Here is a 25,951-nt window from a genome sequence, read left to right as displayed (position 1 = left end):
TCAGACCTCTTTGAGCTGTTGGGCGGCTGTCAATGCCGCGCGGCCGCGGGGGCCATGGAAGTATTCGTGAATCCACGCATCGTCGGTTTCCGAGACCTTGTCGATGGCGTCCGCCACCAGCACTTTTTTCTGCGCCAGCACCGCCACCCGGTCGGTGATGGTGTAGAGCGTGTCGAGGTCGTGGGTCACCAGAAAGACACTCAGGCCCAAAGCATCGCGCAAAGTCAGGATCAATTGGTCGAACGCGGCGGCACCGATCGGGTCGAGACCGGCGGTGGGCTCGTCGAGAAACAGAATGTCCGGGTCCAGCGCCAACGCCCGGGCCAGCGCGGCACGCTTGATCATGCCGCCGGACAGCGACGAGGGGTACTTCTCCGCCGCCGACAGCGGCAATCCGGCCAGGGCCATTTTCACTGCCGCCAGGTGCTCGGCGTCGTTGCGGCTCAAGCCTGCGTGTTCGATCAGCGGCAGGGCGACGTTCTCGGTCACCGTCAGTGAAGAGAACAACGCGCCTTTCTGGAACAGCACGCCGAATCGCCGCTCCACCAGCGAACGCTCGTGTTCGGACAAGGTCGGCAGGTTTTTCCCGAAGACTTTCACCACGCCTTCACTGGGCTGGCGTAACCCGACAATGCTGCGCAACAGCACCGACTTGCCACTGCCGGAGCCGCCGACTACGGCGAGGATCTCGCCCTTGTACAAGTCCAGGTCGAGGTTCTCGTGCACGCTCTGGCGGCCAAAGCGGTTGCACAGCCCACGGACTTCAATCACCGCCTCGGAGGGCGCTCGGGGTACACGACTCACCATCCCATCTCCATGAAAAACATCGCGGCGATCGCATCCATCACGATCACTACGAAAATCGACTGCACCACGCTCGACGTGGTGTGGGCACCGACGGACTCGGCGCTGCCACTGACCTTGAAGCCTTCCAGGCAACCGATGGCGGCGATGAGGAAGGCGAACACCGGCGCTTTGACGATCCCCACCAGAAAGTGCTGAACGCCGATGTCCGTTTGCAGCAGCGACAGGAACATCGCCGGCGAGATATCCAGCGCCACCGCGCAGACCACGGCACCGCCGATAATCCCCGACAGCATCGCCAGGAAGGTCAGCATCGGCAGGGCGATCAGCAACGCCAGGACCCGCGGCACCACCAGCAACTCCACGGGATCAAGGCCCAAGGTGCGGATGGCGTCGATTTCCTCGTTGGCCTTCATCGAACCGATTTGCGCCGTGAACGCACTGGCGGTGCGCCCGGCCATCAGGATCGCGGTCAGCAACACACCGAATTCGCGCAGGAAGGCAAACCCCACCAGGTCCACGGTGAAGACGGTGGCGCCGAAAGTGGCCAGCACCGTCGACCCGAGAAACGCCACCACAGCGCCCACCAGAAAAGTCAGCAACGCAACGATGGGGGCGGCGTCGAGACCGGTCTGTTCGATGTGGGCGATCGTCGGCGTGACGCGCCAGCGCTTGGGACGGAACAGGCCACGGGCGATGGTTTCGATGATCAGGCCGACGAAACCCAGCAGTTGCAGGGTGTCCTGCCAGACGGCGTCCACCGCGCGGCCAATGCGGGTCAGTAACTGAATGGAAACGCTGACTTCCGGTTCCTTGATCGGTACGCAGAAATCGGTCAACGAGCAGTAGACGGTTTGCAGCAATGCACGATCGGCAGCGGAGAGTGTGCAATCAGGATGTTCGGCGGAGCGGCCGAGGCGCTCGGAGCCGAGCAGCTCGACCAACAGCGAGGCGCCGGCGGTGTCGAGGGCGCCCAGTCCATTGAGGTCGATGGGGGTGTTGGCGTCGTACTGGCCGTGGAGTTTTTCGCTCAACAGCTTGAGGTCAGCGTAATGGGCAAGCGTCCAGTCGCCCGTCACCCGCAACCGCGCAGGGGTAATCGACGTGTCCAATCGGGCATTGCCGGCCATTGTGCTGCTGATCATAAGCTCCGTGCTTGTTCAGTGATTACGCAGCTCTACGTAATAGCACGAACCGGACTACTTTTCTTTGATCGCTGTGCTGTCCGTGACTTTGAAGCGCAGCACGCCGATGACCTGGCCATCCTCGGTCAGCACCCGAACCTGCCATTTGCCGGCCGGGTTGCCCGGGAAATTCTGCTTGTGGGTCCAGGCCCGGTAACCTTCCTTGCGCCCGCCACGAATATCCAGAGGGATGCGGTCGACCTCTTTACCGTTGAATTTCCAGACGTGATAAATCCGTTCGTCCAGGCCACGTGGAGCGTTGATCGCGGTGTACGCGTAGAGCCCGCCATTGCGAATCTGCTCGGCGCTGACTTCGTCGAGGCTGGCGCCAGGCGTGCGGTCTTGCATCTGCGTGCTGATGGCCACATCGGTCATCCACAGCGTCGCCGGCGGCACCCACGAGCGCAGCGCCCAACCAATGGCGCCGATGCCCAGGGTGATACTCAAGATCGCCAGCGCATTGCGCAGGGTACGAATCGGGAAGATCGACGCCAGGCTCGGGAACGACAACAGCACCGAGATACCCAGTGCCCATTTGAAACTTTGCGCGGTGGTCAGGTGCATGATCACCGGCAACGCAGTGAGCAGCGCGGCGAACAGGGTCAGGGTGTGCAAGGCCAGAAACGCCCAGCGCCGTGGAGCCAGCCATTTGTAGTAGAGCGGGTCGATGATCGAAATCAGCGCCGCGACGCCCAGCAGCCCGGTGAAAAACAACTGGCCGCTGTTCCACGTCGTGGTGATGAAGAAGAACGGCAGGACAAAGAACAGGCTTTCCTGATGGATCATCTGCGTTGCGTAACGCAGCAAGGGTTCCGGTATTTCGCGCTTGAAGATGCGCGCGAACAGCTTGGTCAGGCTGTTTTCCAGCATCAGCCAGATCCAGCTGATCAGCATGATGGTGGTGATCCAGCTCGCCAGGCCTTGCTGGCGATCGACCAGAATGAAACTGCCCACCCCGGAGATGAAACCAAAGAGCGCAATGACCCCAGGGTACCGCTTCATCAATTCGAGGATGCGCTGTACGAAAAGGGTCAGGTTTTGCATTCGGCGGTTTCACAGTCGTCGTAGGAAAAAACCTCGACAGGGTACCGCTGGTGCGGCGCTGTGGCGAGGGTTCACGGTCAGTTACACCACGCTCCCACAGGGAACCGGCAAGGCCTCTCAGTCCGTTGTCACATGGAATGGTTACTTCTTGCGCTGCAAACGCCAACCCACCAGCATCAACACGATCAAGCCCACCCCACCGACCACCAGCCACATCACTTGGTCATAACTGAACAACGGCTTCTCGATCCGCAAATACCCCGGTTGCAGGAGCAATTCACGCACGGCCTTGTTCGCTTCTTCCAGCGTCACTTCTTGCAGCTCCCGGGCCGGGTTGGCGAAGTGGCCATCTTCGTAGTTGCCTATGGCGCTCCAGTAGTAGTCGGCCAACGCGCTGTTGCCTTGTACGGCCCAGGCCTGGCGGGCGATCGCGGCCTGCTTGAGGCGGTTGAAGGTGTCGGCATTGAGGCCGTTCTTGAGCAGTCCGGCCTTCAAGTCATCGAGTACTTGTTCGGCATCGGTCACGTCGTCGCGTTCCAGGTCGGCATTGAGGCTCATGAAACCCACGCCGCCGAACACCTCGCGTTCCGCCCACGGGCCGTAGGACAAACCGTGAGCCAGGCGCAGCTGGCGATAGAGCGCCCAATCCAGATAGTCCTTGAGCAAATCGAAGGTTTCGTCGTGTTGGTCCTCCAGTACCGGCTCTGGCACCAGCCAGTGCAACTTGGCGCCGTTGCCGACCAGACCGCGGGCCAGGGTGCGCTCATGGGCGGCGCTGGCCTGGATTTGCGGCAGCGGCGGATGCTCGCCAGGGGGGATCGCTTCCAGCGCGCCATACGCCCGCTCCAGATAAGCCGGCAGCAACTTGTCGAGATCGCCGACCACGATCAGGGTCATGTTGTTCGGCGCGTACCAGTCCTTGCGCACGTGCTCCAGTTGCTCATGGGTCAGGTCATCGACTTGCGCACGCTCCGGGCACTTGAGGCCCAGCTCCACGGCCAGTTGGTTGCTGGCCGTGTGGCCGAGGTCCTGACGATCGAGCCAGCGCTGCAGGTGCGAGTAGTGGCCGCCGTCTTCACGCTCGACCACTTGCTTGGCCGCGTTGATGGCGTTGTCGTCGAAACGGGTCTGGGTCAGCAGTGCCAGCAGCAGGTCGAGCACCTTGCGCTGGTTTTTCGCCGGGGCTTCGATGACGAAAGTCGTATCGGCATTGCTGGTGAACGCGTTCCACTCACCGCCCAGAGCTTGCATGCGTTCTTCCAGGCCACCTTCGCCGCTGGCGTCGATGCCGCTGAACAGCAGGTGTTCCAGCAGATGCGGCAACTCCTTTTCTTCGCATTTGAAATCGTCCAGGCCAACGCCGACCACCAGCCGGATCGCCACATGCCCGCGGTCGGTGCCGGGTTTGAGCAACAACTGCAAACCATTGCGCAGGGTGTAGCCCTCGACCTGGAAGCGATCCAGGGCAAATGACGGGAATGAACCAAGCAACAGGCAGGCGAACAACAGACAACGCATAACGGGTTTCCATACGACTAGCGTAAGTTCTACAGACTTCAGGCAATTGTGGACGTTCAGGGTGAATGAGTAATGTCGCTCAAATCGTCGACCACCAGCGCACCGGTGTCCGATGTTTCCAGCACCACGTAGGCACTGCTGCAAAACAGCGAATTCAGACGCTTCATGTCGGCGATCAGCTCCAGATGCAACGAACTGGTTTCGATACTTTGCACGATTTTACGTTGCAAGCGGCTGACATGAGCGTGGGCCAGACGCCGTTCCTGTGCGCGGAAACGACGTTTTTCACGCACCAGCTGGCGGGCACTTTCCGGGTCGCCACTGAGAAACACCGACATCCCGAGCCGCAGGCTGGAAATCAACTGCGCATGCAGCCCGGTCAATTCGTCCAGCCCGACTTCGGAAAACGACCGGCGCTGCGAGGTTTTCTGCTGCTGAATCTTGCGCAGCATGCGTTCGATCAAGTCGCTGGCGAGTTTCAGGTTGATCGCCAGTTCGATGATTTCCGCCCAGCGCCGGCTGTCCTGATCGCTGAGATCTTCCCGGGGCATTTGCGCCAGATACAACTTGATCGCACTGTAGAGCGCTTCCACATCGTCGGTCAGGCGGCGGATTTCCTGGGTGACGGCGGTCTGTTTGCCGCGCAACACGTCGAGCATGGCTTCGAGCATGTTGTCGATGAGGTCGCCCATGCGCAGGGTTTCCCGGGCCGCGTTGGCCAGCGCCAGACCGGGCGTGACCAATGCCGTGGGGTCAAGATGCCGGGGCTTGGCCGTGCCGTTGGCCTGCTGGCGCTCCGGCAGCACCCAGGCACAAAACCTCGCCATCGGTTCGAGGCTGGGCAGCAGGATCAGGCAGCGCACGGTGTTGTAGAGCAGGTGAAAGCCAATGACCATTTCCTGAGGGCTGAAATCCAGGCCATCGAGCCAGTGCACCAGCGGATCGAGCACCGGAATGATCAATAAAAGACCAATCAGTTTGTACAGCAGGCTGCCCAGCGCCACTTGGCGCCCGGCGGCGTTCTGCATGCTGGTGCTGAGGAAGGCGAGTACACCGCTGCCGATATTGGCGCCGATCACCAGCCCGATGGCCACCGGCAGACTGATCACGTTGGCACCCGCCAGGGTCGCGGTCAGCAGCACAGCGGCCAGGCTGGAATAGGAAATCATCGCGAACAGCGCGCCGACCAGGGCGTCAAGCAGGATGTCGCCGGTGAGCGAGGCGAAAATCACCTTCACCCCTTTGGCCTGGGTAATCGGATGCGCCGCTTCGACAATCAGTTGCAGCGCCAGAATGATCAGCCCCAAGCCAATGGCGACACGACCCATCTGCCCGAGTCGGGTCTGCTTGCGCGACAGAAAGAAAATCACCCCGACAAAAATCAGCAACGGCGACAGCCACGACAGATCGAACGTCAGCACCCGCGCCATCAGCGCCGTACCGACGTCCGCGCCAAGCATGGTGGCCAGCGCCGGGGTCAGCGTCATCAGGCCCTGGCCGACAAAGGAGGTGACGAGCATGGCGGTGGCGTTGCTGCTCTGGACCATCGCTGTCACGGCGATCCCGGAGGCGAAAGCCAGCCAGCGTTTGGACATGTTGTGGCCAATGACATGGCGCAGATTGGTGCCGTAGACCCGCAGGATGCCGGTTCGGACGATGTGCGTGCCCCAGATCAGCAGGGCCACGGCAGAAAGTAAATTGAGCAGGGTGAGCATAAAGACCCCCTGTGGTGTAGCGCCCCAAAGGAGCAAGTTGACGGTACCGCGCGACGTTCTACGTTCTGTACTTAAGCTGTAGTTGGCTAACGGTCTGCGCGCCAGCATCGCATAGCCAAAGAAGGGATTGAAACAAAACTGTCATGGAAACAGATTCATGTAGCCAGCCAAAAGCAAAGTGGGAGCGAGCCAGCTCGCGAAAGCGGTGTACCAGGCAACTTTGATGTTGACTGACACTCCGTCTTCGCGAGCAAGCCCGCTCCCACAGGGTGTTGCGTACTACCGGGTCACTGGCCCGGAATGTCCTTGCGCAGTTTTACCGGATCCTGCTGTTTCCTCTTTTTCGCGATGGCGGTGCGCATCTTGATGTTGATCGCTTCCACAGCCAGCGAGAACGCCATGGCGAAGTAGACGTAGCCTTTTGGCACGTGCACGTCCAGGGATTCGGCAATCAGCACGGTGCCGACCAACAGCAGGAACGACAACGCCAGCATCTTCAGCGATGGGTGCTTGTCGATGAACTCACTGATGGTGCCCGATGCCCACATCATCACCAGCACGGCCACGATGATTGCCGCGACCATGACCGGTACGTGGGACACCATGCCGACCGCAGTGATTACCGAGTCCAGGGAGAACACGATGTCAATGATCGCAATCTGGATGATGGTGTAGAGGAAGTTGCCGCCCTTGCCCGAAGGTTCGTCGTTGCTTTCATCTTCACCTTCCAGCGCGTGGTACATCTCTTGCGAGCTTTTCCACAGCAGGAACAGACCACCGAAGAACAGGATCAGGTCGCGTCCGGAAATACCCTGGCCGAACACTTCGAACAGGTCGGCGGTGAGGCGCATGACCCAGGTGATCGACAGCAGCAACAGTATCCGCGTGATCATGGCCAGCGCCAGACCGAAAATCCGGGTGCGCGCCTGCATGTGTTTGGGCATGCGGCTGACCAAGATCGAAATCATGATGATGTTATCGATACCCAGGACGATTTCCAGGGCGGTCAGGGTGAAGAAGGCAACCCAGATTTCAGGGTTGGTCAGCCATTCCATGTGTATTCCTTTGAGCGATTGTTAAACCACAACGGGCCCGGGCTTCAAACAGCGAAGCCTGGACCCGAAGTGGTGAGTCTTGGGCTTATAGAGTGCTGAACACCGGGAAAGTCCCCAACAGCAGTGCAGCAATCAGTATGCAGATACAAACCAGCACTGCCCACTTGAGAGTGAAGCGCTGGTGGTCACCGAAATCGATACCGGCCAGGGCCACCAACAGGTAGGTCGATGGAACCAGCGGGCTCAACAGGTGGACGGGCTGACCGACGATCGAGGCACGTGCCATTTCCACCGCGGTTATACCGTAATGGCTGGCGGCCTCGGCAAGTACCGGTAACACGCCGTAATAAAATGCATCGTTCGACATGAAGAAAGTGAACGGCATGCTTACCAGCGCCGTGATCACAGCCAGGTACGGGCCGAGGAAATCCGGAATCACCGCCAACAGGCTTTTCGACATGGCGTCGACCATCCCGGTGCCGGTCAGGATACCGGTGAAGATACCGGCCGCAAAGATCAACCCGACCACCGCCAGCACGCTACCGGCGTGAGCCGCGACACGATCCTTCTGCTGTTGCAGGCAAGGATAGTTGACGATCATGGCGATACTGAACGCCACCATGAACAGTACCGGCAACGGCAGCAGGCCGGCGATCAGGGTGCACATCAGGGCCAGGGTCAGGGCGCCGTTGAACCAGATCAGCTTCGGACGACGGGCATCCGGGAACTGCGAAACGCTGATTTCGCTGTGGTCGATTTCATCGCCCACCAGGTGCAGTTCACCCAGGCGTGCACGTTCACGCTTGCCGTAGAAGTAGGCAATGACCAGGATCGCCACCACACCGGCCAGCATCGCGGGAATCATCGGTACGAAGATATCGGACGGGTCCACATGCAACGCACTGGCTGCGCGAGCGGTCGGGCCACCCCACGGGGTCATGTTCATCACGCCACCGGCGAGGATGATCAGGCCGGCCATGATCCGCGGGCTCATGCCGATACGGCTGTAGAGCGGCAGCATGGCGGCCACGCAGATCATATAAGTGGTCGCGCCGTCACCATCGAGGGAAACGACGAGCGCCAGTACGGCGGTTCCGACCGAAACTTTCAGCGGGTCGCCCTTGACCAGTTTGAGGATCTTGCGCACGGCCGGGTCGAACAGGCCGGAGTCGATCATCAGGGCGAAGTACAAGATAGCGAACATCAGCATCACGCCAGTTGGCGCAAGCTTGGTGATGCCCTCGAGCATCATCGGGCCTATCTTCGGCGAAAAACCGCCGAAAAGGGCAAATATGATTGGAATGATGATCAGGGCGATCAGCGCGGACAGGCGCTTGGTCATGATCAGGAACATGAACGTGATGACCATGGCGAAGCCAAGGAAAGTCAGCATGGGAATACTCCAGGCGTAGCGCGGCTAGGGAATGGGCGGATCGGGCGGGATCAGCGCAGAACGGGAAGCACGAGACGTACGGGCGGAGTTGCAGCGAAGCGGCGGGTAGAAGAGGACATCAGAATCACCATTGTTGTTGTTAAATGGGCTGTGCGAGCGATAAAACGCTGGCATTGGCCAACCGGTCTGTTGCCGGCAGTGGGGGCGATCCTAATCGGGGAAGCTTTCAGCCAGCTTTCGGCGATGAACGCGTTGACCGGAAGTACAACCGGTCGTCGGACTGGGGCATGGAGGTGAACCGAGTTACGGCCTTCGTCGGTAATTACGCAACAGGAGGAATGCCATGAACAAAATTCACACCGGCGGCTGCCATTGTGGGCAACTGCGCTATCAATTCAGCGGGCCGCTGCACGATATTGCCCACTGCCATTGCTCGATTTGCCGACGGGTCAGCGGCGGCATTGTGACCACCTGGATCACCGTGCCGGCATCGGCCTTTCAATGGCTGGCCGGGACGCCGTCGCGGTACGATTCTTCATCGACCTGCGCGCGATATTTCTGCGGCCACTGTGGGGCGCAACTGGCGCTGGTGACGCAGCTGAGCCCGGAAAGCATCGACCTGACCATCGCCACCCTCGACCATCCCGAGCAAGCACCGGCCGAGCGGCACATCTGGACCGACAGCCGCTTGCCGTGGCTGCACCTGGACGAACACTTACCCGGCGAGGCTGGAGAAACACTCTGATCAAAAAACAGACAAGTCCAGCGGCCGAATAGCGCCCATCCAGATCGCGTGCTCGGTATGGTCGAGCAGATCGTCGCCGGTGTCCGGGTGCAAAAACACCACCAGCCCCTTGCGGTTGAGCGCCAGCCACGGCAACACGTCGCCCAGCACCTGCGGCTCGAACGCCAACTGGCAGCTCCAGTCCGGGTGCGGACCGACCGGGCGCTCGTGCACACGGCCCATTTTCAGTGGAAACAATTGCGCAGCCTGTTCACACAAGGCCCGCGCCTGCCCGATCGTGCTGGCATCGAAATAAACGTGGGCGTGGTAACCCGTGATCTGCTGCATCTGAACCCCTCTGAAAACTGTTCGAACCCTCGCCGGTTCCTGCGGGTCAAACATCATATAGGCGCTGGAAAACGGGAAGCCCAGCCATGAAAAATGCCGAAACCCCCGTCGTGAAAGTGGTGCTTTATGGTGCCATGAGCAGCCTGGGCAGTGCGCTGATGGCTGAAATGCTGCGGCGCCAGCATGAAGTGATCGCGGTACTCGATGACCTCAATGCGCTGGCACCCCGTCCGGGGCTGCGTACCAAGACTGGCGACCTGTTCGACGCGCAACGGGTCAAGCAGAGTGTGGCTGGCAGCTCCGTGGTCATCTGCTTACTGGACGCTCCAGGTTTACCGTTCAACAGCGAACACGTGGAAAAAAACATCGTACCGGGTCCGGTCGAGCAGGTACTGGCAGTGGATGCGCTGATCGATGGCATGCAGGCAGCAAACATCGCCCGATTGTTTCTGGTGGGTGATTTCGACGTGCTGGACGATCCAGAAACCGAGGACAGCTTGCAACGTCACGCCGCCGAGGAAATCCGCGAGGCACTGCAAAGCAGTCCTTTGAAGTGGACGCTGGTTAACGAACCGCGTGGGGTAGCGGGGCTGACCATCGAACATTTTGCCCAGATCGGTGGCAATCTCGAGCCGGGGCTGGCCGAACCGCTCGGACGGCTGGCCCGCACTGCCGTGGGCATTGCCGATGAATTGCACTTGAACCTGCACATCCGAGAGCACGTCAACTTCATCGCCACCGACAGCTAAACCGCAATGGACGGCAGCGTCAGGCCGTTGAGCGATTGCGCACTGCTGGCCTGTTCGGCCATCAACCAATCCACAAACTGCTGGATCAATGCTCCGCGTCGTTTGCGCTGGGGCAGCACCACGTAGTAACCCAGCCTCGACATCACCGTTTCGCCGATCGGTCGACACAACAACCCTTGCGCCAGCAAGTTATCCACAAGGTGCCGCCAACCAATCGCCACACCCTGGCCACCAATCGCCGCCTGAATCAGCAGGGTGTAGTTGTCGAAGCGCAACTGCCCGGGCGCCGGGGGCGAAGTGATGCCCAATTCGCGGAACACGCCACTCCAGTCGAACCAATTACTGCTGTGTTCCCCACGCAGGTGCAGCAACGGAAACTCCAGCAATGCCTGGGCCGGCAAGGGCAGTGGACGCTCGCTCAACAACTGCGGGCTGCACACCGGAAACACTTCTTCGCTGAACAGCCAATGGCTCTCACCCTGTTTGAAACGGCCGTCGCCGAACAGTACCGCCACATCGATATCGGTACGTAGCATGTTATGGCTGCGTTCACTGGTGACCAGGCTGACATCCACCTGCGGATTGGCCGCGTGAAAGCGGTGCAGACGCGGCATCAACCAATAGGCGGCGAAGGCAAAATCCGTGGCCACCTGCAGCACTTCATGCTGTTGCTGTGCGCTGATTGCGCTCAATCCTGCGTCGATGTTCTGCAATCCGAACTGAACCTGCTCGAAAAGAATCTGCCCAGCCTCAGTCAGTTCGATTCCACGATAAATGCGGTCGAACAGGCGTGTCGCCAGTTGTTCTTCCAGGCGCTTGATCTGCTGGCTGATGGCCGGTTGCGTGGTGCCCAGTTCAACCGCCGCCGCGGTGAAGCTGCGCTGACGGGCCGCCGCTTCGAAGGCGCGAAGCAGATCCAGTGACAGGTCACCAAGGGCGTCATACATAAGCTGTACTTATCCTAGTCATTGCCGTGCATGGGCTTTACCGCAAGGTGCTGGGGTTTCATTCTCGAAGCCAGCACTCTCGCATAAACATCCACTATGGAATGCCGCGATCACATGAAGCGCAAGAACATTCTTTTCATCATGGCCGATCAAATGGCCGCGCCAATGTTGCCGTTCTACGGCCCATCGCCCATCAAACTGCCTCATCTCAGCCGCCTCGCCGCACAAGGCGTGGTGTTCGACTCGGCTTATTGCAACAGCCCATTGTGCGCACCGTCGCGTTTCACCCTGGTCAGCGGCCAGTTGCCGAGCAAGATCGGCGCCTACGACAACGCCGCCGATTTCCCCGCCGACGTTCCGACCTACGCCCATTACCTGCGCCGCCTCGGCTACCGCACGGCCCTGTCGGGCAAGATGCATTTCTGCGGCCCGGACCAGCTGCATGGCTACGAAGAACGCCTGACCAGTGACATCTACCCGGCCGACTACGGCTGGGCGGTGAACTGGGATGAACCGGACGTGCGCCCGACCTGGTATCACAACATGTCGTCGGTGCTGCAAGCCGGCCCATGCGTGCGTACCAATCAACTGGATTTCGACGAAGAGGTGGTGTTCAAGGCCCAGCAGTACCTGTTCGACCATATCCGCGAGGATGGCGACCAGCCGTTCTGCCTGACCGTTTCGATGACTCACCCACACGATCCGTACACCATTCCCAAGGCTTTCTGGGATTTGTACGACGATGCCGACATTCCGCTGCCTACAACCCCGGACCCGCATGCCCTCGATCCGCACTCGCAACGTCTGCTCAAGGTCTACGACCTGTGGGACAAGCCGCTGCCTGTGGATAAGATCCGCGATGCCCGTCGTGCCTATTTCGGCGCGTGCAGCTATATCGACAGCAACGTCGGCAAACTCCTGCAAACCCTCGAGGATACCGGGCTGATCGAGAACACCATCATCGTGTTCTCCGGTGACCACGGCGACATGCTCGGCGAGCGTGGCCTCTGGTACAAAATGCACTGGTACGAAATGGCTGCACGGGTGCCTCTGCTGATCAGCGCACCAGGGCAGTTCGGCGCCGGCCGGGTCAGCGCCAGTGTTTCCACGGCAGACCTGTTGCCGACCTTCGTCGAACTGGCCGGCGGCTCGCTGGAACCGGGCTTGCCGCTGGACGGCCGCTCGCTGGTCCCGCACCTGCAAGGGCAGGGTGGCCACGATGAAGTGTTCGGTGAATACATGGCCGAAGGCACCATCAGTCCGTTGATGATGATCCGCCGCGGCGCCTACAAATTCATCTACAGCGAAGACGACCCTTGCCTACTCTTCGACGTACACAATGACCCTCACGAACTGGAAGAACTCAGCCATTCGCCGCAACATCGCCAGCTGTTCAACGATTTTCTCGCCGAAGCGCGGGCCAAATGGAACATCCCGGCGATTCACCAGCAGGTGCTCGCCAGCCAGCGGCGCCGACGCTTCGTCGCCGAGGCACTGACCCTCGGCAAGCTGAAGAGCTGGGATCACCAGCCGCTGGTGGACGCCAGCCAGCAGTACATGCGCAACCACATCGACCTCGACGATCTGGAGCGTAAAGCACGTTATCCACAACCCTGCCAAAACCAATAATGTTAAGGGGAAGTCCATGCAAAGGTTATCCACAGTTCTGACGGTCGGGCTCCTGGCTCTGGGCAGTGCATCGGCGTTTGCCGAGCAGAGTTGCGAGACCGTGAAAATGGCCGACCCGGGCTGGAGCGACATCGCCGCGACCAATGCCATCACCGGGTTTCTGCTGGACGGCATGGGCTACAAGGCCAAGGTCGACACTCTCGCGGTACCGATCACCTTTGGCGGGCTCAAGGATGGCCAGGTCGATGTGTTCCTGGGTAACTGGATGCCGGCGCAGCAGGGTTTCTATGACAAGTTCGTCGCCAACGGCGATGTCACCCAATTGGCGAAGAACCTCGACGGCACCGAATTCACCCTCGCCGTTCCGGACTACGTGTGGGACGCGGGCGTGCATGACTTTGCCGACCTGAACAAATACGCCGACAAGTTCGACCGCAAGATCTACGGTATCGGCTCCGGCGCCCCGGCGAACATCTCACTGCAAGAGATCATCAAGAAAAACGATTTCGACATGGGTCAGTGGAAACTGGTCGAATCCAGCGAGCAGGCGATGCTGGCGGAAGTGTCCCGCGCGGTGAAAAAACAGAAATTCGTGACCTTCCTCGGCTGGACCCCGCACCCGATGAACGTGCAGCTGAAAATGCACTATCTAAAGGGTGGCGAGAAATACTTCGGTGACACCGGCAGCGTGCATACCCTGACCCGCAAAGGTTATGCACAGGCCTGCCCGAACGTCGGCAAACTGCTGACCAACCTGAGCTTCACCCAGGACATGGAGAACAGCATCATGGCCGAGGTGGTGAACAAGAAGGTCAGCAATGCCGATGCGGCCAAGGCGTGGATCAAGGCCAACCCGGCGGTGCTGGATAAATGGCTCGATGGGGTGAAGACCGTGGATGGCAAGGATGCGTTGCCGGCGGTCAAAGCCAAGCTTTAGAACCCATGTGGGAGCGGGCTTGCTCGCGAAGGGGCCATCAGATCCGGCATTTATGTCGACTAACACTACGCATTCGCGAGCAAGCCCGCTCCCACAGGTCATGTCCTGCTACCCTTGCGCAAAAACCCCACCCGAGAGGCCCCATGGCCCTGCCCAGCCGCCATTCACTCTTCCCCTTCCTCACCTGGCTACCCCGGCAAACCCGCGCCAGTGTCGGTCGTGACCTGATCGTTGGCCTCAGCGGCGCGATTCTCGCGTTGCCGCAATCCATTGCCTACGCACTGATTGCCGGCCTGCCTCCGGAATACGGCCTGTACGCGGCAATCATCCCGGTATTGATCGCCTGCCTGTGGGGTTCTTCGTGGCATTTGATCTGCGGTCCTACGGCAGCCATCTCCATTGTCCTGTACGCCAGCGTCAGTCCTCTGGCCGTTCCAGCGTCACAGGACTACGTCATGTTGATCCTGTTGCTGACGTTTCTTGCCGGCCTCTTTCAGTGGCTGCTGGGTTTGCTGCGGTTTGGCGCACTGGTTAATTTCGTCTCTCACTCGGTGGTACTCGGCTTCACCCTGGGTGCCGCCGTGGTGATTGCCATCGGTCAATTGCCTAACCTGCTGGGGCTGGACTTGCCCAGCCAGGTTACCGCGCTGGACAGTTTCATCACGTTGTTGCGCCATCTCGGCGAAATGGACAAACCTTCGCTGGCGCTGGGGCTGGCGACGGTGGTGGTGGGCGTGATCCTCAAGCAGTGGTTGCCACGCTGGCCGACGCTCTTGATCACCCTGATTCTCGGCGGTTTGCTGGTTTGGCTCTGGCCATCAATGTTCGGCCATGTGCAACTGGTCAGCGCCTTCACTGGCAAACTGCCGCCCTTCAGTCCGTTGCCGCTGGACCTCGATCTGATCCTGCGCCTGCTACCCAGCGCCGTGGCAGTGGGCATGCTCGGGCTGGTCACCAGCCTGTCGATTGCCCGTTCGATTTCTGCACGTTCGCAGCAATTACTCGACGCGAATCAGGAAGTTCGTGCCCAAGGCCTGTCGAATATCGTCGGTGCGTTTTTTTCCGGATCGCTGTCCGCCGGCTCTTTCACTCGCTCAGGCCTGAGCTATGAAGCGGGGGCCTGTTCGCCACTCGCGGGGATTTTTTCGGCATTGTGGGTCGCGTTGTTTGCAATTTTCGGCGCGAGCCTGATCGCGCACATCCCGATTCCGGCCATGGCCGGCAGCATTCTGTTGATCGCCTGGGGGCTGGTGGACCATCGCGGCATTCGCGCATTGTTGCGGGTCAGCCGCGCCGAATTCGTGGTCATGGCGCTGACCTGCGTCGCCACGCTGTTGCTGGAATTGCAAACGGCGATCTACGCCGGCGTGTTGGCCTCGCTTTTTTTCTACCTCAAGCGCACATCGCAACCACGGGTGCAGCATGTGCGGGATGGCGAGGAAGACATTCTGCGGGTGGGCGGCTCGATCTTTTTCGGCGCCAGCCATTACCTGCAAGTGCGCCTGCAACGCATGCACGGCGCGCGCGTGGTGATCGAGGCGCAGCAGATCAACTTCATCGACTATTCCGGGGTGGAAATGCTGCACCAGGAAGCGCGGCGCCTGCTTCGCCAGGACCGCAGCCTGACCTTGCGCCGGGCCCGGCCACAGGTGGTGGAAGAGCTGAGGAAGCTGGAAGGGGCGCAGAAGTGCCCGATCCGGTTTGAGGACTGATCCGGCATCGGTGTTGATGTCATTCGCGAGCAAGCCCGCTCCCACATTGGTTTGTGCACGACACAGATCCAGTGTGGGAGCGGGCTTGCTCCGGACGGCGATCCGACGAAGCTTTTAAAGGGCCAACTGTCGACGCAATTCAGCCAGCACCGGCACCGTATCCGGTCGCACACCGCGCCACAGGAAGAACGCCTCCGCCGCTTGCTCGGCCAGCATCCCCAAGCCATCCATCGCCACCGCAGCCCCGTGTTCGCTGGCCCAGCGGCAGAACGAGGTCGGTTCCTTGCCGTACATCATGTCATAGCACACCGTTTTGCCCGGTTCGATCAGGCTGGCAGCAATCGGCGGCACATCGCCGGTCAGGCTCGCCGACGTCGCGTTGATGATCAGGTCCACCGACTCCTGCAACCAGTCGTAGCCGCTGGCCGAGACCGGCCCCAGATCGCAGAACAGTTCCGCCAGCAACTCGGCCTTTTCCACCGTGCGGTTGGCGATGATCACCGATGCCGGCTGCTCGGCCAGCAACGGCTCCAAAGCACCGCGCACCGCGCCGCCGGCACCGAGCAGCAGGATGCGTTTGCCCTTGAGGCTGAACCCGGCATTGACCGTCAGGTCGCGCACCAACCCGGCACCGTCGGTGTTGTCGCCCAGCAGACTGCCGTCGGCCAGTTTGCTCAGGGTGTTCACCGCTCCCGCCCGTTGCGCCCGCGCCGTCAGGTTGTTCGCCAGCCGATAGGCTTCTTCCTTGAATGGCACCGTTACATTGGCGCCGCGTCCCTCGAGGAAAAACGTCCGGGCACAGGTGGAAAAGTCGTCGAGTGGCGCCAGCAGCGTGTTGTAGTCCAGCTTTTGCGCGGTCTGCTCGGCGAACAGGCGATGGATCAACGGCGACTTGCTGTGGCCAATCGGATTACCGAATACGACATAACGGTCCATCAGTATTCCTCGTTCAGGCTTCGGCCAACCAATCGCGGTCTTGCAGGAAGTACTCGGTCAGGCGCGCTTCTTCGCTGCCAGGCGTAGCCTTCCAGTCGTAACCCCAGCGCACTTGCGGTGGCAGCGACATCAAGATCGACTCCGTACGCCCACCCGATTGCAGGCCGAACAGCGTGCCGCGGTCATAGACCAGGTTGAATTCAACGTAGCGGCCACGGCGGAATTCCTGGAACTCACGCTGCTGGGCGGTGAACGCATCGTTTTTGCGGCGCTGCACGATCGGCAGATAAGCGTCGATGTACGCGTCGCCGATGGCGCGCATGAAAGCGAAGCTGGTGTCGAAGTCCCACTCGTTCAGGTCGTCGAAAAACAACCCGCCGATGCCACGCGGCTCGTGACGATGCTTGATGTGGAAGTAGCTATCGCACCAGGCCTTGTAACGCGGGTAAACATCCGGGCCGAATGGCGCACAGGCCTGCTCGGCGACGCGGTGCCAGTGGATGCAGTCTTCTTCGTTGCCGTAATACGGGGTCAGGTCGAAGCCGCCACCAAACCACCAGACCGGTTCTTCACCTTCTTTTTCAGCGATGAAAAAGCGCACATTGGCGTGGGAAGTCGGCACATGGGGGTTGTGCGGGTGAATCACCAGCGACACGCCCAAGGCTTCAAAGCCACGGCCCGCCAGTTCCGGTCGATGAGCGCTGGCGGAGGGCGGGAGACCGCTGCCAAAGACATGGGAAAAGTTGACGCCACCCTTTTCAATCACCGCGCCGTTTTCAATCACGCGGGTGCGACCGCCACCGCCGGCCGGCCTGGTCCAGGCGTCTTCGACGAATTGCGTGCCACCGTCTTCGGCTTCCAGGGCGGCGCAAATACGGTCTTGCAGGTCGAGCAGGTAGGCTTTTACGGCCTCGGTGCGGGTCGTCATGTCATCACCTTGAATCGGGCAAAACAACGCGGCGCTCCATTGGAGCTCAGCCTGCGCAAATGGGCCCGTAGCATAACATCGCAAGTTACCCCTTCGCAGTTGACGAAGATCAAGCTTAGGAGTCCGATAGGGCGCTTGGTAAAACGACCTATGGAGAGTTCTGATGGCAAAGCGTATCCAGTTCCGCGCCCATGGCGGCCCCGAAGTACTCGAATATGTGGATTACCAACCCGCCGAGCCAGGTCCGAAGGAAGTGCGCGTGACCAACAAGGCCATCGGCCTGAACTTCATCGATACCTATTACCGCAGCGGTCTGTATCCACCGCCGTCCCTGCCGTCGGGTGTCGGCTCAGAAGGTGCAGGCGTGGTCGAGGCGGTGGGCAGCGACGTGACCCGCTTCAAGATCGGCGATCGCGTGGCCTATGGCAGCGGCCCTCTGGGCGCCTACAGCGATGTTCACGTCTTGCCCGAGGCCAATCTGGTGAAACTGCCGGACGCCATCAGTTTCGAACAGGCCGCCGGCGTGATGCTCAAGGGCCTGACCGTGCAGTACCTGCTGCGTCAGACTTATGAACTCAAGGGTGGCGAAACCATCCTGTTCCATGCCGCGGCCGGTGGGGTCGGTTCTCTGGCCTGCCAATGGGCCAGAGCCTTGGGCGTCAAGTTGATCGGCACCGTCAGCTCGGCGGAGAAAGCCGCGCTGGCCAAGGCCAACGGTGCCTGGGCGACCATCGACTACAGCCACGAAAACGTCGCTCAGCGCGTGCTGGAATTGACCGATGGCAAAAAAGTCCCGGTGGTGTACGACGGCGTTGGCAAGGACACCTGGCTGACTTCACTCGACTGCGTCGCGCCGCGTGGGCTGGTGGTGAGTTTCGGCAATGCGTCCGGCGCGGTCGACGGAGTGAACCTGGGGATCCTGGCAGGGAAAGGCTCGCTGTACGTGACCCGGCCAACCCTGGGCACTTATGCGAACAACGCCGAGAACCTGCAACGCATGGCCGACGAGCTGTTCGAGATGATCATCGGCGGCAAGCTGACCGTGGACATCAGCCAGCGCTATCCACTGGCTGACGCGGCGAAGGCGCAGACCGAGTTGTCGGCGCGGCGCACGACGGGCTCGGTAGTGTTATTGCCCTGAGATTTTCGCTGACTGTTAGGGCCTCTTCGCGAGCAAGCCCGCTCCCACAATAGATCTCCAGTGAACACAGAGTTTATGTTCGACACAGATTAAATGTGGGAGCAGGCTTGCTCGCGAATGGCCTCAATGCGCTATCAGTCCGGGCGCAAAACCTTGCCGGTCGCCAGATCGCGAATCACGCTCGGGTTCTTGCGCCCGCCCAGATTGCCACCCAGCACCAGATCCACCTGGCCACGGAAGTACTGCTCGACGCGAATCCGCGTACGTGCCGCCGGGCGCCCCTGCGGGTTGGCCGACGTCGACACCAGCGGCCCGACCAGCGCACACAAGTCCCGCACCAGTGGGTGATCGCTGACTCGCAGCGCCACGGTTTCATGCACGCCGGTAATCCACTCCGGCAGCAGGTTCTGGTGCGGCACCAGCCAGGTGTTCGGACCAGGCCAAGTGCTGGCCATGCGGTCCATCCACAACTCGGGGAAGTCTTCGAAAAGGAAATCGAACTGACGGATATTGTCGGCGACCAGAATCAGCCCCTTGTCCACAGACCGGCCCTTGATCAGCAGCAGACGCTCCACCGCTTCCTCGTCCCAAGGGTCGCAACCCAGGCCCCAGACTGCTTCGGTTGGGTAGGCAATCACCGCCCCGGCGCGAATTGCTTGCGCGGCTTGTTGCACACGCCAACTGTTGACCATGAAAAACACTCCAGACTAAGGCTCTGCGCAGTTTACCGATCTTGTTTATAAAACCTAGCTCACCCGCGCAAACCAGCGCCCGCTTTCGCACACGGCGCGGCCATCCATTTCCAGTTCCGTCAGCGCCGCCAGCACTTTCGGCAAGGCCCAGCCGCTTGCGTCTGCCAGCGCTTCACTGGTGAGAGGCGCGGCATGCAGCAGTTTCAGCAGTGGGTGAGTCGTTGCAGGAGCGAAGGTTTCTGTGGACAACGAGAGTCGTTGCCAGCCGCGCAAGGCTTCGAGGATATGTTCGATGGTTTCCACCAGCACCGCACCGTCCCGGATCAACTGATGACAGCCGCGGGCGCCGGGGTGATGAATCGACCCGGGCATCGCAAACACCTCGCGCCCCTGTTCCGCCGCCAGCCTCGCTGTGATCAATGATCCGCTGGCGACACTGGCTTCGACCACCAGCACCCCGAGAGACAAACCACTGATGATCCGGTTGCGCCGGGGGAAGTTGCCGGCGCTGGGGCCTGCATCCAGCGGAAACTCCGAAAGCACTGCGCTGCCCGAAGCGATCATGGCGTCCGCCAGGCGTCTGTTTCGCTGTGGATAAAACTTCTCGAGCCCCGTACCGAGCACACCGACCGTTTGCCCGCCGACGTCGAGCGCGGCCTGGTGCGCGGCAGCGTCAATGCCCAGGGCCAGGCCGCTGGTAATGACAAAACCGGCACCTGCCAGGCTGCGGGAAAACGCGGCAGCGGTGTCCATCCCCGGTCGGGACGCGCGGCGGCTGCCGACCATCGCCAGTTGTGGTTTTTCCAGAATGCCCGGATCGCCCGCGACAAATAACAGCGGTGGTGCATCGCTGATTTGTGCCAGCAGGGCGGGGTAGTCCGGTTGGTCCCACATCAGTAAATGCTGGGCCGGATGCTCCAGCCAGGCCAATGCATGACTGGCGCCGTCACGGATCTCAGTGCTACGCCTGGCCTCGGAACAGGCCAATGGCAAACCCAGCGCGCGCCAGGCACCGGCCGGTGCGCTGATCGCTTTGGACGCCGAGCCAAAGGCTTCAAGCAGCTTCTTGAACCGTGCAGGACCAAGTTCCGGCAAACGATGCAGACGTAAACGAGCTTCCAGTTCCGCGGGGGAAACCGGTGTAACGGCAGACAGCGACATGGATCATCCTTGATCGTTATGAGCATCCGTACAAAATGGAATAAGCTGTGGATAACTCTGTTGGTAACTTGTGAAGCACTCTTACGGATTTCGCACCTTGTCCATCACCGACAGCGAGCGCGAAGCGCTCAGCACCAGCCCATAACTGAGTTTGTCGTAGGTACGGAAAACCATCAGCAGACCGGCGCGCTCATCGGGAATTTTCAACGGCTGACCGGTGATCCGGTCCCGTACGGTTTCGCCGGTTTTCATCACCGCCAGCAGATTGCCTTCGGCGAGACCGTCGCGCAGCCCCTTGTTCAGCGTAACCACGTCCAACTCGCCGATCTGCGTGACCCCACGCGGAACATCGATGATCAAACCGTTGATATCGTGGCTCGGTGCACTGGGCGTGAAGGTCGAGTTGATCGCGTGCTCTTCACCGCCGAACAAGCGATCGCCGAGGCGGACTTCCTGGGTCGTGCGTTGCAACTCCAGGGTGGCGACGTCACCTTCGATCGCCACGACCTCGCCGCCGCCGATGTCGTCGGCGTTGATCCCAAGAATTTCCTTGCTCTGCGGATCGGTGTAGACCTTGCCTTGGCGGAAGATGCCGTACGCCGGTTGCGTCGGATCAAAATGGCCGCGGGCAAAGATGCGGTCACCCGCGCCGCTGAGCACCCGTTCGGCATTGCCAGCGACGATATAAGGCGCTTTGTCGAAATCCTCGGCCTTGTCGACGATACGATTGCTTAGCAGAAAGCTGTTGATCGATTTCAGCGCAATGCCAGGGATAGCCTCGGTCACCGGGCTGCTACGCACCTGAGGTGACAGCTTTATGGTGGGAATATCTTCCCGAAGTTGCACTTGCCCGTACGCCAGGCCGGCCGAAGCCAGGAGCAGCAGGGCGAGTAGTGATTTCCTCATGCGGTGAATCCCTTTATTATGTGCATTCGCGTGAAACGCCAGAGCCGTCAGAGGCTCGCTCCCAGCTTGCTTATCAAGAGAAGGGAACTACGTTTTACAACGGTAGCCTGCATTTCTTCGGACCCGTCAGGCCATCGACCCGACCTTACTTCACACGTGCACTAATCAAGCTTATGGCCATTTTAAACATCCTCGAATTCCCTGATCCGCGTCTGCGCACTATCGCCAAGCCAGTGGCCGTAGTGGACGACGAAGTGCGTCAGTTGGTCGACGACATGTTTGAAACAATGTATGAAGCGCCTGGCATCGGCCTCGCCGCTACCCAGGTCAACGTGCACAAACGTATCGTCGTGATGGACCTCTCCGAAGACCGCAGCGAACCGCGAGTGTTCATCAACCCCGAGTTCGAACCGCTGACCGACGAGATGGGCCAGTATCAGGAAGGCTGCCTGTCTGTGCCGGGTTTCTACGAAAACGTCGATCGCCCGCAACGGGTCAAGGTCAAGGCGCTGGACCGCGACGGCCAGCCTTACGAACTGATCGCCGAAGATTTGCTCGCCGTGTGCATCCAGCACGAATGCGACCACCTTAACGGCAAATTGTTCGTTGATTACCTGTCCACGCTCAAACGCGACCGCATCAAGAAGAAACTGGAAAAGCTTCATCGCCAGAACGCCTGATGCCCATCTTCAAAGGCTTGCTGCGGCAAGCCTTTTTCTTTTCAAGAGACGTCACCCATGACTGAGCCACTGCGCATCGTCTTTGCCGGCACCCCCGAATTCGCCGCCGAACACCTCAAGGCCCTGCTCGACAGCCCTTACGAGATCGTCGCGGTCTACACCCAACCGGATCGTCCGGCCGGTCGCGGGCAAAAACTGATGCCGAGCCCGGTCAAGCAGCTTGCTCTGGAGAACAATATCCCGGTGCTGCAACCGCCCACCTTGCGCAACGAAGATGCTCAGGCTGAACTGGTTGCACTGAAGCCGGACTTGATGGTGGTGGTCGCCTACGGCCTGATCCTGCCGCAAGTGGTACTGGATGTTCCGCGCCTGGGTTGCATCAACAGTCACGCTTCGCTGCTGCCGCGCTGGCGTGGTGCGGCGCCGATCCAGCGCGCCGTGGAGGCAGGTGACGCCGAAAGCGGCGTGACCGTGATGCGCATGGAAGCGGGCCTCGACACCGGGCCGATGCTGCTGAAAGTCGCCACGCCGATCAGCGCCGCAGATACCGGCGGCAGCCTGCACGATCGTCTGGCCGAAATGGGCCCGCCGGCCGTGGTCCAGGCGATTGCCGGCCTCGCCGCCGGAAACCTGGAGGGCGAAGTGCAGGACGACAGCCTCGCTACTTATGCGCACAAATTGAACAAGGACGAAGCACGCATCGACTGGAGTCGCCCGGCGGTTGAGCTGGAGCGTCTGGTCCGTGCCTTCAACCCGTGGCCGATCACCCACAGCACCTTGAACGGCGAAGCCCTGAAAGTGCTGGCCGCAAATCTGGCTGAAGGCGAAGGCGCCCCGGGTGAAATCCTCGGCGCCAGCAAGGACGGTCTGATCGTCGCCTGCGGCGAGCAGGCCTTGTGCCTGACCCGTCTGCAATTGCCCGGCGGCAAGGCGTTGAGCTTCAGCGACCTGTTCAACAGCCGCCGTGAGAAATTCGCCACCGGCACTGTCCTCGGTCAAGCGGCGGACGTTCAATGAACCCACGTCTGGCCGCCGCCAAGGCACTCGCTGCCGTCCTGAACGGAAAAGCCTCGCTCAACAGTTCGCTGCCAACGCAGATGGACAAGGTCGAGGACCGTGATCGCGGCTTCACCCAGGACCTGGCGTTCGGCACCGCGCGCTGGCAGCCACGCTTGTCGGCACTGGCGGCCAAGCTGCTGCAGAAACCGTTCAAGGCCGCCGACGCCGATGTCGAGGCGCTGTTGCTGGTCGGTCTCTATCAGCTGCTCTACACCCGCGTCCCGGCCCATGCCGCCATTGGTGAAACCGTCGGTTGCGCCGACAAGCTGAAAAAGCCTTGGGCCAAGGCCTTGCTCAACGCTGTTCTGCGTAATGCTCAGCGCGAAAGCGAAACGATTTTCGCCGAGTTGGAGCGTGATCCGGTGGTGCGCACCGCTCACCCGCGCTGGCTGCAGAAATCCCTCAAGGCATTCTGGCCGGAGCAATGGGAAGCCATTTGCGCGGCGAACAATGCGCATCCGCCGATGATCCTGCGGGTCAACCGTCGCCATCACACCCGGGATGCCTACCTCGGTTTGCTGACTGAGGCGGGAATCGCCGCCACAGCTTGTGTGTACAGCCGCGACGGCATCGTGCTCGACGCCGCCGCCGATGTGCGCAGCCTGCCGGGTTTCGCCGAGGGCTGGATCAGTGTGCAGGACGAAGCCGCGCAACTGGCTGCCGATCTGCTCGACCTGGCGCCAGGCCAACGGGTGCTCGACGCTTGCTGTGCGCCAGGTGGCAAGACCTGCCACATCCTCGAAGCCGAGCCAAAACTGGCCGGCGTCGTGGCGGTAGACCTGGAAGCCAAGCGGCTGGTACGGGTGCGGGAAAACCTCGAACGCTTGAAACTGAGCGCCGAACTGATTGCCGCCGACGGTCGCGACACTCAGGCATGGTGGGACGGCAAACCGTTCCAGCGCATCCTGCTGGACGCGCCATGTTCGGCCACCGGCGTGATTCGTCGTCACCCGGATATCAAGCTGACCCGCCAACCCGACGACATCGCCGCGCTGGCGCTGCTGCAGGGCGAGTTGCTCGATGCCATGTGGAAAACCCTGGAGGTTGGCGGCATCCTGCTGTACGCCACCTGTTCCACGCTGCCGACCGAAAACACCGAAGTCATCGAAGCCTTCCTCGCCCGTACGCCGGGTGCCCGGGAACTGGACCTCGCCACGGCGGCCGGCATCAAGCAGCCCCATGGTCGCCAGTTACTGGCCCAGGAAGGTGGCCACGATGGCTTCTACTACGCCAAGCTGATCAAGATCGCCGCCGCGCGCGGTTAAATGGATTCAATGGAGTGACTGGATGAAAATCATCATCCTCGGTGCAGGGCAGGTCGGCGGTTCGCTGGCGGAACACCTGGCCAGCGAAGCCAACGATATTACTGTGGTCGACACTGATGGTGAGCGCCTGCGCGACCTCGGTGACCGCCTGGACATCCGCACGGTACAAGGTCGTGGCTCGTTCCCGACCGTGTTGCGCCAGGCCGGAGCGGATGACGCCGACATGCTGGTCGCGGTGACCAACAGCGACGAAACCAATATGGTCGCCTGCCAAGTCGCCCACACCTTGTTCCATACCCCGACCAAAATCGCCCGGGTTCGCGAAGCCGCGTACCTGACCCGCGAAGAGCAGTTGTTCCAGAACGAAGCGATTCCGGTGGACGTGCTGATCAGCCCGGAACAAGTGGTCACCAACTACATCAAGCGCCTGATCCAGCATCCCGGTGCCTTGCAGGTGATCGACTTCGCCGAAGGCAAGGCGCAACTGGTGGCGGTGCGGGCGTACTACGGCGGGCCGCTGGTGGGCCAGCAACTGCGGCAGTTGCGCGAGCACATGCCGAACGTGGAAACCCGCGTCGCGGCGATTTTCCGTCGTGACCGGCCGATCCTGCCCCAGGGCGACACAGTGATCGAGGCCGACGACGAAGTATTTTTCATCGCTGCCAAGGCGAACATTCGTGCGGTGATGAGCGAAATGCGCCGTCTCGACGAAACCTATAAACGCATCGTCATCGCCGGTGGCGGGCAGATCGGCGAGCGTCTGGCCGAGGCCATCGAAAGCCGTTATCAGGTGAAAATCATCGAGATGAACCCGGCACGCTGCCGTCATCTCTCCGACACACTGGACAGCACAGTGGTGTTGCAGGGCAGTGCTTCGGACCGCGACCTGCTGATGGAAGAGAACATCGCCGACGCCGACCTGTTCCTGGCCCTGACCAACGACGACGAAGCCAACATCATGTCGTCGCTGCTGGCCAAACGCCTGGGCGCAAAGAAGGTGATGACCATCATCAACAACCCGGCCTATGTCGATCTGATCCAAGGCGGCGACATCGACATCGCCATCAGCCCGCAATTGGCGACCATCGGCACCTTGCTGGCCCACGTGCGCCGGGGCGACATCGTCAGCGTGCATTCACTGCGCCGGGGCGCGGCGGAGGCCATCGAGGCGATTGCCCATGGCGATGCGAAATCGAGCAAGGTGATCGGCAAGGCCATCGAGAACATCGGCCTACCGCCGGGCACCACCATCGGTGCGATTATCCGCGACGAAGAAGTGATCATCGCCCACGACGACACCGTGATCGAAGCGGGTGACCATGTGATTCTGTTCCTTGTGGATAAAAAGCATATTCGCGATGTGGAGAAGTTGTTCCATGTGGGGTTGAGCTTCTTCTGATCCGGATTTTGCAGGGTTGGGTCAG

24 protein-coding genes are annotated in these 25,951 nt (G+C 60.8%); 10 read left to right on the top strand and 14 right to left on the bottom strand.

Annotation, left to right across the window (positions count from 1 at the left end; all coding sequences use genetic code 11):
• The 7 genes from AC3IT6_RS00180 to AC3IT6_RS00150 form a co-directional block, all read right to left on the bottom strand.
• Positions 1-807, bottom strand: a complete 807-nt coding sequence (locus tag AC3IT6_RS00180) for an ABC transporter ATP-binding protein (RefSeq protein ID WP_223443567.1) — start codon at positions 805-807, stop codon at positions 1-3.
• A complete protein-coding gene (locus tag AC3IT6_RS00175) occupies positions 801-1,949 on the bottom strand; it encodes an ABC transporter permease (RefSeq protein WP_489353919.1) in 1,149 nt (382 codons plus the stop codon). Before AC3IT6_RS00175 ends, AC3IT6_RS00180 begins: the two co-directional genes overlap by 7 nt.
• A gap of 54 nt (positions 1,950-2,003) precedes the next feature.
• Entirely contained in the window at positions 2,004-3,032 is a 1,029-nt protein-coding gene (locus AC3IT6_RS00170; RefSeq protein WP_489353918.1) for a DUF5924 family protein, read from the bottom strand.
• A 141-nt stretch (positions 3,033-3,173) separates the two neighbouring features.
• On the bottom strand, positions 3,174-4,550 hold the full coding sequence (locus AC3IT6_RS00165) for a M16 family metallopeptidase (RefSeq protein WP_489353917.1): 1,377 nt from the start codon (positions 4,548-4,550) through the stop codon (positions 3,174-3,176).
• Positions 4,551-4,606: 56 nt separating this feature from the next.
• Positions 4,607-6,265 (bottom strand): Na/Pi cotransporter family protein, encoded by a 1,659-nt coding sequence (locus tag AC3IT6_RS00160; RefSeq protein WP_150728144.1) that lies wholly within the window; start codon positions 6,263-6,265, stop codon positions 4,607-4,609.
• A gap of 287 nt (positions 6,266-6,552) precedes the next feature.
• Positions 6,553-7,320 carry a TerC family protein gene (locus AC3IT6_RS00155; protein ID WP_489353916.1) on the bottom strand — a complete coding sequence of 256 codons (768 nt, stop codon included), beginning with the start codon at positions 7,318-7,320 and terminating at the stop codon, positions 6,553-6,555.
• An 85-nt stretch (positions 7,321-7,405) separates the two neighbouring features.
• Positions 7,406-8,713 carry a CitMHS family transporter gene (locus tag AC3IT6_RS00150; RefSeq protein ID WP_008045759.1) on the bottom strand — a complete coding sequence of 436 codons (1,308 nt, stop codon included), beginning with the start codon at positions 8,711-8,713 and terminating at the stop codon, positions 7,406-7,408.
• Between the two features lie 343 nt (positions 8,714-9,056).
• Here AC3IT6_RS00150 and AC3IT6_RS00145 point away from each other — a divergent pair, with 343 nt between their 5' ends.
• The gene (locus tag AC3IT6_RS00145; protein ID WP_489353915.1) at positions 9,057-9,458 is read left to right on the top strand and encodes a GFA family protein; all 402 of its coding nucleotides are present in this window, start codon (positions 9,057-9,059) and stop codon (positions 9,456-9,458) included.
• Here AC3IT6_RS00145 and AC3IT6_RS00140 read toward each other — a convergent pair whose 3' ends face one another.
• Positions 9,459-9,785 carry a DOPA 4,5-dioxygenase family protein gene (locus AC3IT6_RS00140; protein ID WP_057397350.1) on the bottom strand — a complete coding sequence of 109 codons (327 nt, stop codon included), beginning with the start codon at positions 9,783-9,785 and terminating at the stop codon, positions 9,459-9,461.
• Between the two features lie 86 nt (positions 9,786-9,871).
• Here AC3IT6_RS00140 and AC3IT6_RS00135 point away from each other — a divergent pair, with 86 nt between their 5' ends.
• Positions 9,872-10,534 (top strand): NAD(P)-dependent oxidoreductase, encoded by a 663-nt coding sequence (locus AC3IT6_RS00135; protein ID WP_458370532.1) that lies wholly within the window; start codon positions 9,872-9,874, stop codon positions 10,532-10,534.
• Here the strand turns inward: AC3IT6_RS00135 and AC3IT6_RS00130 are convergent.
• Positions 10,531-11,481: a choline sulfate utilization transcriptional regulator gene (locus AC3IT6_RS00130; protein ID WP_489353914.1), complete on the bottom strand. Its 951-nt coding sequence runs from the start codon at positions 11,479-11,481 to the stop codon at positions 10,531-10,533. The genes AC3IT6_RS00135 and AC3IT6_RS00130 overlap by 4 nt on opposite strands.
• 114 nt (positions 11,482-11,595) lie before the next feature.
• Here AC3IT6_RS00130 and betC point away from each other — a divergent pair, with 114 nt between their 5' ends.
• The 3 genes from betC (at position 11,596) to AC3IT6_RS00115 (ending at position 15,759) form a co-directional block, all read left to right on the top strand.
• On the top strand, positions 11,596-13,110 hold the full coding sequence (betC, locus tag AC3IT6_RS00125) for a choline-sulfatase (RefSeq protein ID WP_458370530.1): 1,515 nt from the start codon (positions 11,596-11,598) through the stop codon (positions 13,108-13,110).
• 16 nt (positions 13,111-13,126) lie between these two features.
• Entirely contained in the window at positions 13,127-14,047 is a 921-nt protein-coding gene (choX, locus tag AC3IT6_RS00120; protein WP_489353913.1) for a choline ABC transporter substrate-binding protein, read from the top strand.
• Positions 14,048-14,190: 143 nt separating this feature from the next.
• Entirely contained in the window at positions 14,191-15,759 is a 1,569-nt protein-coding gene (locus AC3IT6_RS00115; protein ID WP_489353912.1) for a SulP family inorganic anion transporter, read from the top strand.
• A 114-nt stretch (positions 15,760-15,873) separates the two neighbouring features.
• On the opposite strand, the gene aroE is transcribed toward AC3IT6_RS00115, so the two are convergent.
• The gene (gene aroE, locus AC3IT6_RS00110; protein ID WP_489353911.1) at positions 15,874-16,695 is read right to left on the bottom strand and encodes a shikimate dehydrogenase; all 822 of its coding nucleotides are present in this window, start codon (positions 16,693-16,695) and stop codon (positions 15,874-15,876) included.
• Between the two features lie 13 nt (positions 16,696-16,708).
• Positions 16,709-17,623 carry an oxygen-dependent coproporphyrinogen oxidase gene (hemF, locus tag AC3IT6_RS00105; protein ID WP_150728134.1) on the bottom strand — a complete coding sequence of 305 codons (915 nt, stop codon included), beginning with the start codon at positions 17,621-17,623 and terminating at the stop codon, positions 16,709-16,711.
• Positions 17,624-17,786: 163 nt separating this feature from the next.
• Here hemF and AC3IT6_RS00100 point away from each other — a divergent pair, with 163 nt between their 5' ends.
• Positions 17,787-18,764, top strand: coding sequence for an NADPH:quinone reductase (locus AC3IT6_RS00100; RefSeq protein ID WP_489353910.1), 978 nt, complete (start codon positions 17,787-17,789; stop codon positions 18,762-18,764).
• A 134-nt stretch (positions 18,765-18,898) separates the two neighbouring features.
• Here the strand turns inward: AC3IT6_RS00100 and tsaC are convergent, their stop codons facing one another.
• The 3 genes from tsaC to AC3IT6_RS00085 form a co-directional block, all read right to left on the bottom strand.
• On the bottom strand, positions 18,899-19,456 hold the full coding sequence (gene tsaC, locus AC3IT6_RS00095) for an L-threonylcarbamoyladenylate synthase type 1 TsaC (protein ID WP_223443592.1): 558 nt from the start codon (positions 19,454-19,456) through the stop codon (positions 18,899-18,901).
• A gap of 54 nt (positions 19,457-19,510) precedes the next feature.
• Positions 19,511-20,617 (bottom strand): DNA-processing protein DprA, encoded by a 1,107-nt coding sequence (gene dprA / locus AC3IT6_RS00090; RefSeq protein ID WP_489353909.1) that lies wholly within the window; start codon positions 20,615-20,617, stop codon positions 19,511-19,513.
• 81 nt (positions 20,618-20,698) lie between these two features.
• Positions 20,699-21,523 (bottom strand): peptidoglycan-binding protein, encoded by an 825-nt coding sequence (locus tag AC3IT6_RS00085; protein ID WP_489353908.1) that lies wholly within the window; start codon positions 21,521-21,523, stop codon positions 20,699-20,701.
• Between the two features lie 173 nt (positions 21,524-21,696).
• Between AC3IT6_RS00085 and def the strand changes: the two genes are divergently transcribed.
• The 4 genes from def to trkA are packed head-to-tail and all read left to right on the top strand — an operon-like array spanning position 21,697 to position 25,926.
• Positions 21,697-22,203: a peptide deformylase gene (def, locus tag AC3IT6_RS00080; RefSeq protein WP_008045730.1), complete on the top strand. Its 507-nt coding sequence runs from the start codon at positions 21,697-21,699 to the stop codon at positions 22,201-22,203.
• A 57-nt stretch (positions 22,204-22,260) separates the two neighbouring features.
• Complete coding sequence (gene fmt / locus AC3IT6_RS00075) at positions 22,261-23,220, top strand: methionyl-tRNA formyltransferase (protein WP_489353907.1); 960 nt, start codon at positions 22,261-22,263, stop codon at positions 23,218-23,220.
• The gene (gene rsmB, locus AC3IT6_RS00070; RefSeq protein WP_489353906.1) at positions 23,217-24,527 is read left to right on the top strand and encodes a 16S rRNA (cytosine(967)-C(5))-methyltransferase RsmB; all 1,311 of its coding nucleotides are present in this window, start codon (positions 23,217-23,219) and stop codon (positions 24,525-24,527) included. Before fmt ends, rsmB begins: the two co-directional genes overlap by 4 nt.
• A 22-nt stretch (positions 24,528-24,549) precedes the next feature.
• Positions 24,550-25,926: a Trk system potassium transporter TrkA gene (gene trkA, locus AC3IT6_RS00065; RefSeq protein WP_008045725.1), complete on the top strand. Its 1,377-nt coding sequence runs from the start codon at positions 24,550-24,552 to the stop codon at positions 25,924-25,926.
• Positions 25,927-25,951: the final 25 nt, after the last annotated feature.

Source organism: Pseudomonas sp. KH_017, from assembly GCF_057840285.1.
Note: the sequence above shows the minus strand (reverse complement) of the source record. Positions and strands in the feature narration are given on the sequence as shown.

Excerpts from the sequence above, each read along its gene's own strand:
- AC3IT6_RS00160 (WP_150728144.1), bottom strand. The coding sequence starts at position 6,265 with ATGCTCACCCTGCTCAATTTACTTTCTGCCGTGGCCCTGCTGATCTGG.
- AC3IT6_RS00175 (WP_489353919.1), bottom strand. The coding sequence starts at position 1,949 with ATGATCAGCAGCACAATGGCCGGCAATGCCCGATTGGACACGTCGATT.
- AC3IT6_RS00135 (WP_458370532.1), top strand. The coding sequence starts at position 9,872 with ATGAAAAATGCCGAAACCCCCGTCGTGAAAGTGGTGCTTTATGGTGCC.
- AC3IT6_RS00140 (WP_057397350.1), bottom strand. The coding sequence starts at position 9,785 with ATGCAGCAGATCACGGGTTACCACGCCCACGTTTATTTCGATGCCAGC.
- AC3IT6_RS00085 (WP_489353908.1), bottom strand. The coding sequence starts at position 21,523 with ATGAGGAAATCACTACTCGCCCTGCTGCTCCTGGCTTCGGCCGGCCTG.
- fmt (WP_489353907.1), top strand. The coding sequence starts at position 22,261 with ATGACTGAGCCACTGCGCATCGTCTTTGCCGGCACCCCCGAATTCGCC.
- AC3IT6_RS00170 (WP_489353918.1), bottom strand. The coding sequence starts at position 3,032 with ATGCAAAACCTGACCCTTTTCGTACAGCGCATCCTCGAATTGATGAAG.
- AC3IT6_RS00165 (WP_489353917.1), bottom strand. The coding sequence starts at position 4,550 with ATGCGTTGTCTGTTGTTCGCCTGCCTGTTGCTTGGTTCATTCCCGTCA.
- choX (WP_489353913.1), top strand. The coding sequence starts at position 13,127 with ATGCAAAGGTTATCCACAGTTCTGACGGTCGGGCTCCTGGCTCTGGGC.
- trkA (WP_008045725.1), top strand. The coding sequence starts at position 24,550 with ATGAAAATCATCATCCTCGGTGCAGGGCAGGTCGGCGGTTCGCTGGCG.
- def (WP_008045730.1), top strand. The coding sequence starts at position 21,697 with ATGGCCATTTTAAACATCCTCGAATTCCCTGATCCGCGTCTGCGCACT.
- AC3IT6_RS00155 (WP_489353916.1), bottom strand. The coding sequence starts at position 7,320 with ATGGAATGGCTGACCAACCCTGAAATCTGGGTTGCCTTCTTCACCCTG.
- aroE (WP_489353911.1), bottom strand. The coding sequence starts at position 16,695 with ATGGACCGTTATGTCGTATTCGGTAATCCGATTGGCCACAGCAAGTCG.
- dprA (WP_489353909.1), bottom strand. The coding sequence starts at position 20,617 with ATGTCGCTGTCTGCCGTTACACCGGTTTCCCCCGCGGAACTGGAAGCT.
- hemF (WP_150728134.1), bottom strand. The coding sequence starts at position 17,623 with ATGACGACCCGCACCGAGGCCGTAAAAGCCTACCTGCTCGACCTGCAA.
- tsaC (WP_223443592.1), bottom strand. The coding sequence starts at position 19,456 with ATGGTCAACAGTTGGCGTGTGCAACAAGCCGCGCAAGCAATTCGCGCC.
- rsmB (WP_489353906.1), top strand. The coding sequence starts at position 23,217 with ATGAACCCACGTCTGGCCGCCGCCAAGGCACTCGCTGCCGTCCTGAAC.
- betC (WP_458370530.1), top strand. The coding sequence starts at position 11,596 with ATGAAGCGCAAGAACATTCTTTTCATCATGGCCGATCAAATGGCCGCG.
- AC3IT6_RS00180 (WP_223443567.1), bottom strand. The coding sequence starts at position 807 with ATGGTGAGTCGTGTACCCCGAGCGCCCTCCGAGGCGGTGATTGAAGTC.
- AC3IT6_RS00145 (WP_489353915.1), top strand. The coding sequence starts at position 9,057 with ATGAACAAAATTCACACCGGCGGCTGCCATTGTGGGCAACTGCGCTAT.
- AC3IT6_RS00100 (WP_489353910.1), top strand. The coding sequence starts at position 17,787 with ATGGCAAAGCGTATCCAGTTCCGCGCCCATGGCGGCCCCGAAGTACTC.
- AC3IT6_RS00130 (WP_489353914.1), bottom strand. The coding sequence starts at position 11,481 with ATGTATGACGCCCTTGGTGACCTGTCACTGGATCTGCTTCGCGCCTTC.
- AC3IT6_RS00150 (WP_008045759.1), bottom strand. The coding sequence starts at position 8,713 with ATGCTGACTTTCCTTGGCTTCGCCATGGTCATCACGTTCATGTTCCTG.
- AC3IT6_RS00115 (WP_489353912.1), top strand. The coding sequence starts at position 14,191 with ATGGCCCTGCCCAGCCGCCATTCACTCTTCCCCTTCCTCACCTGGCTA.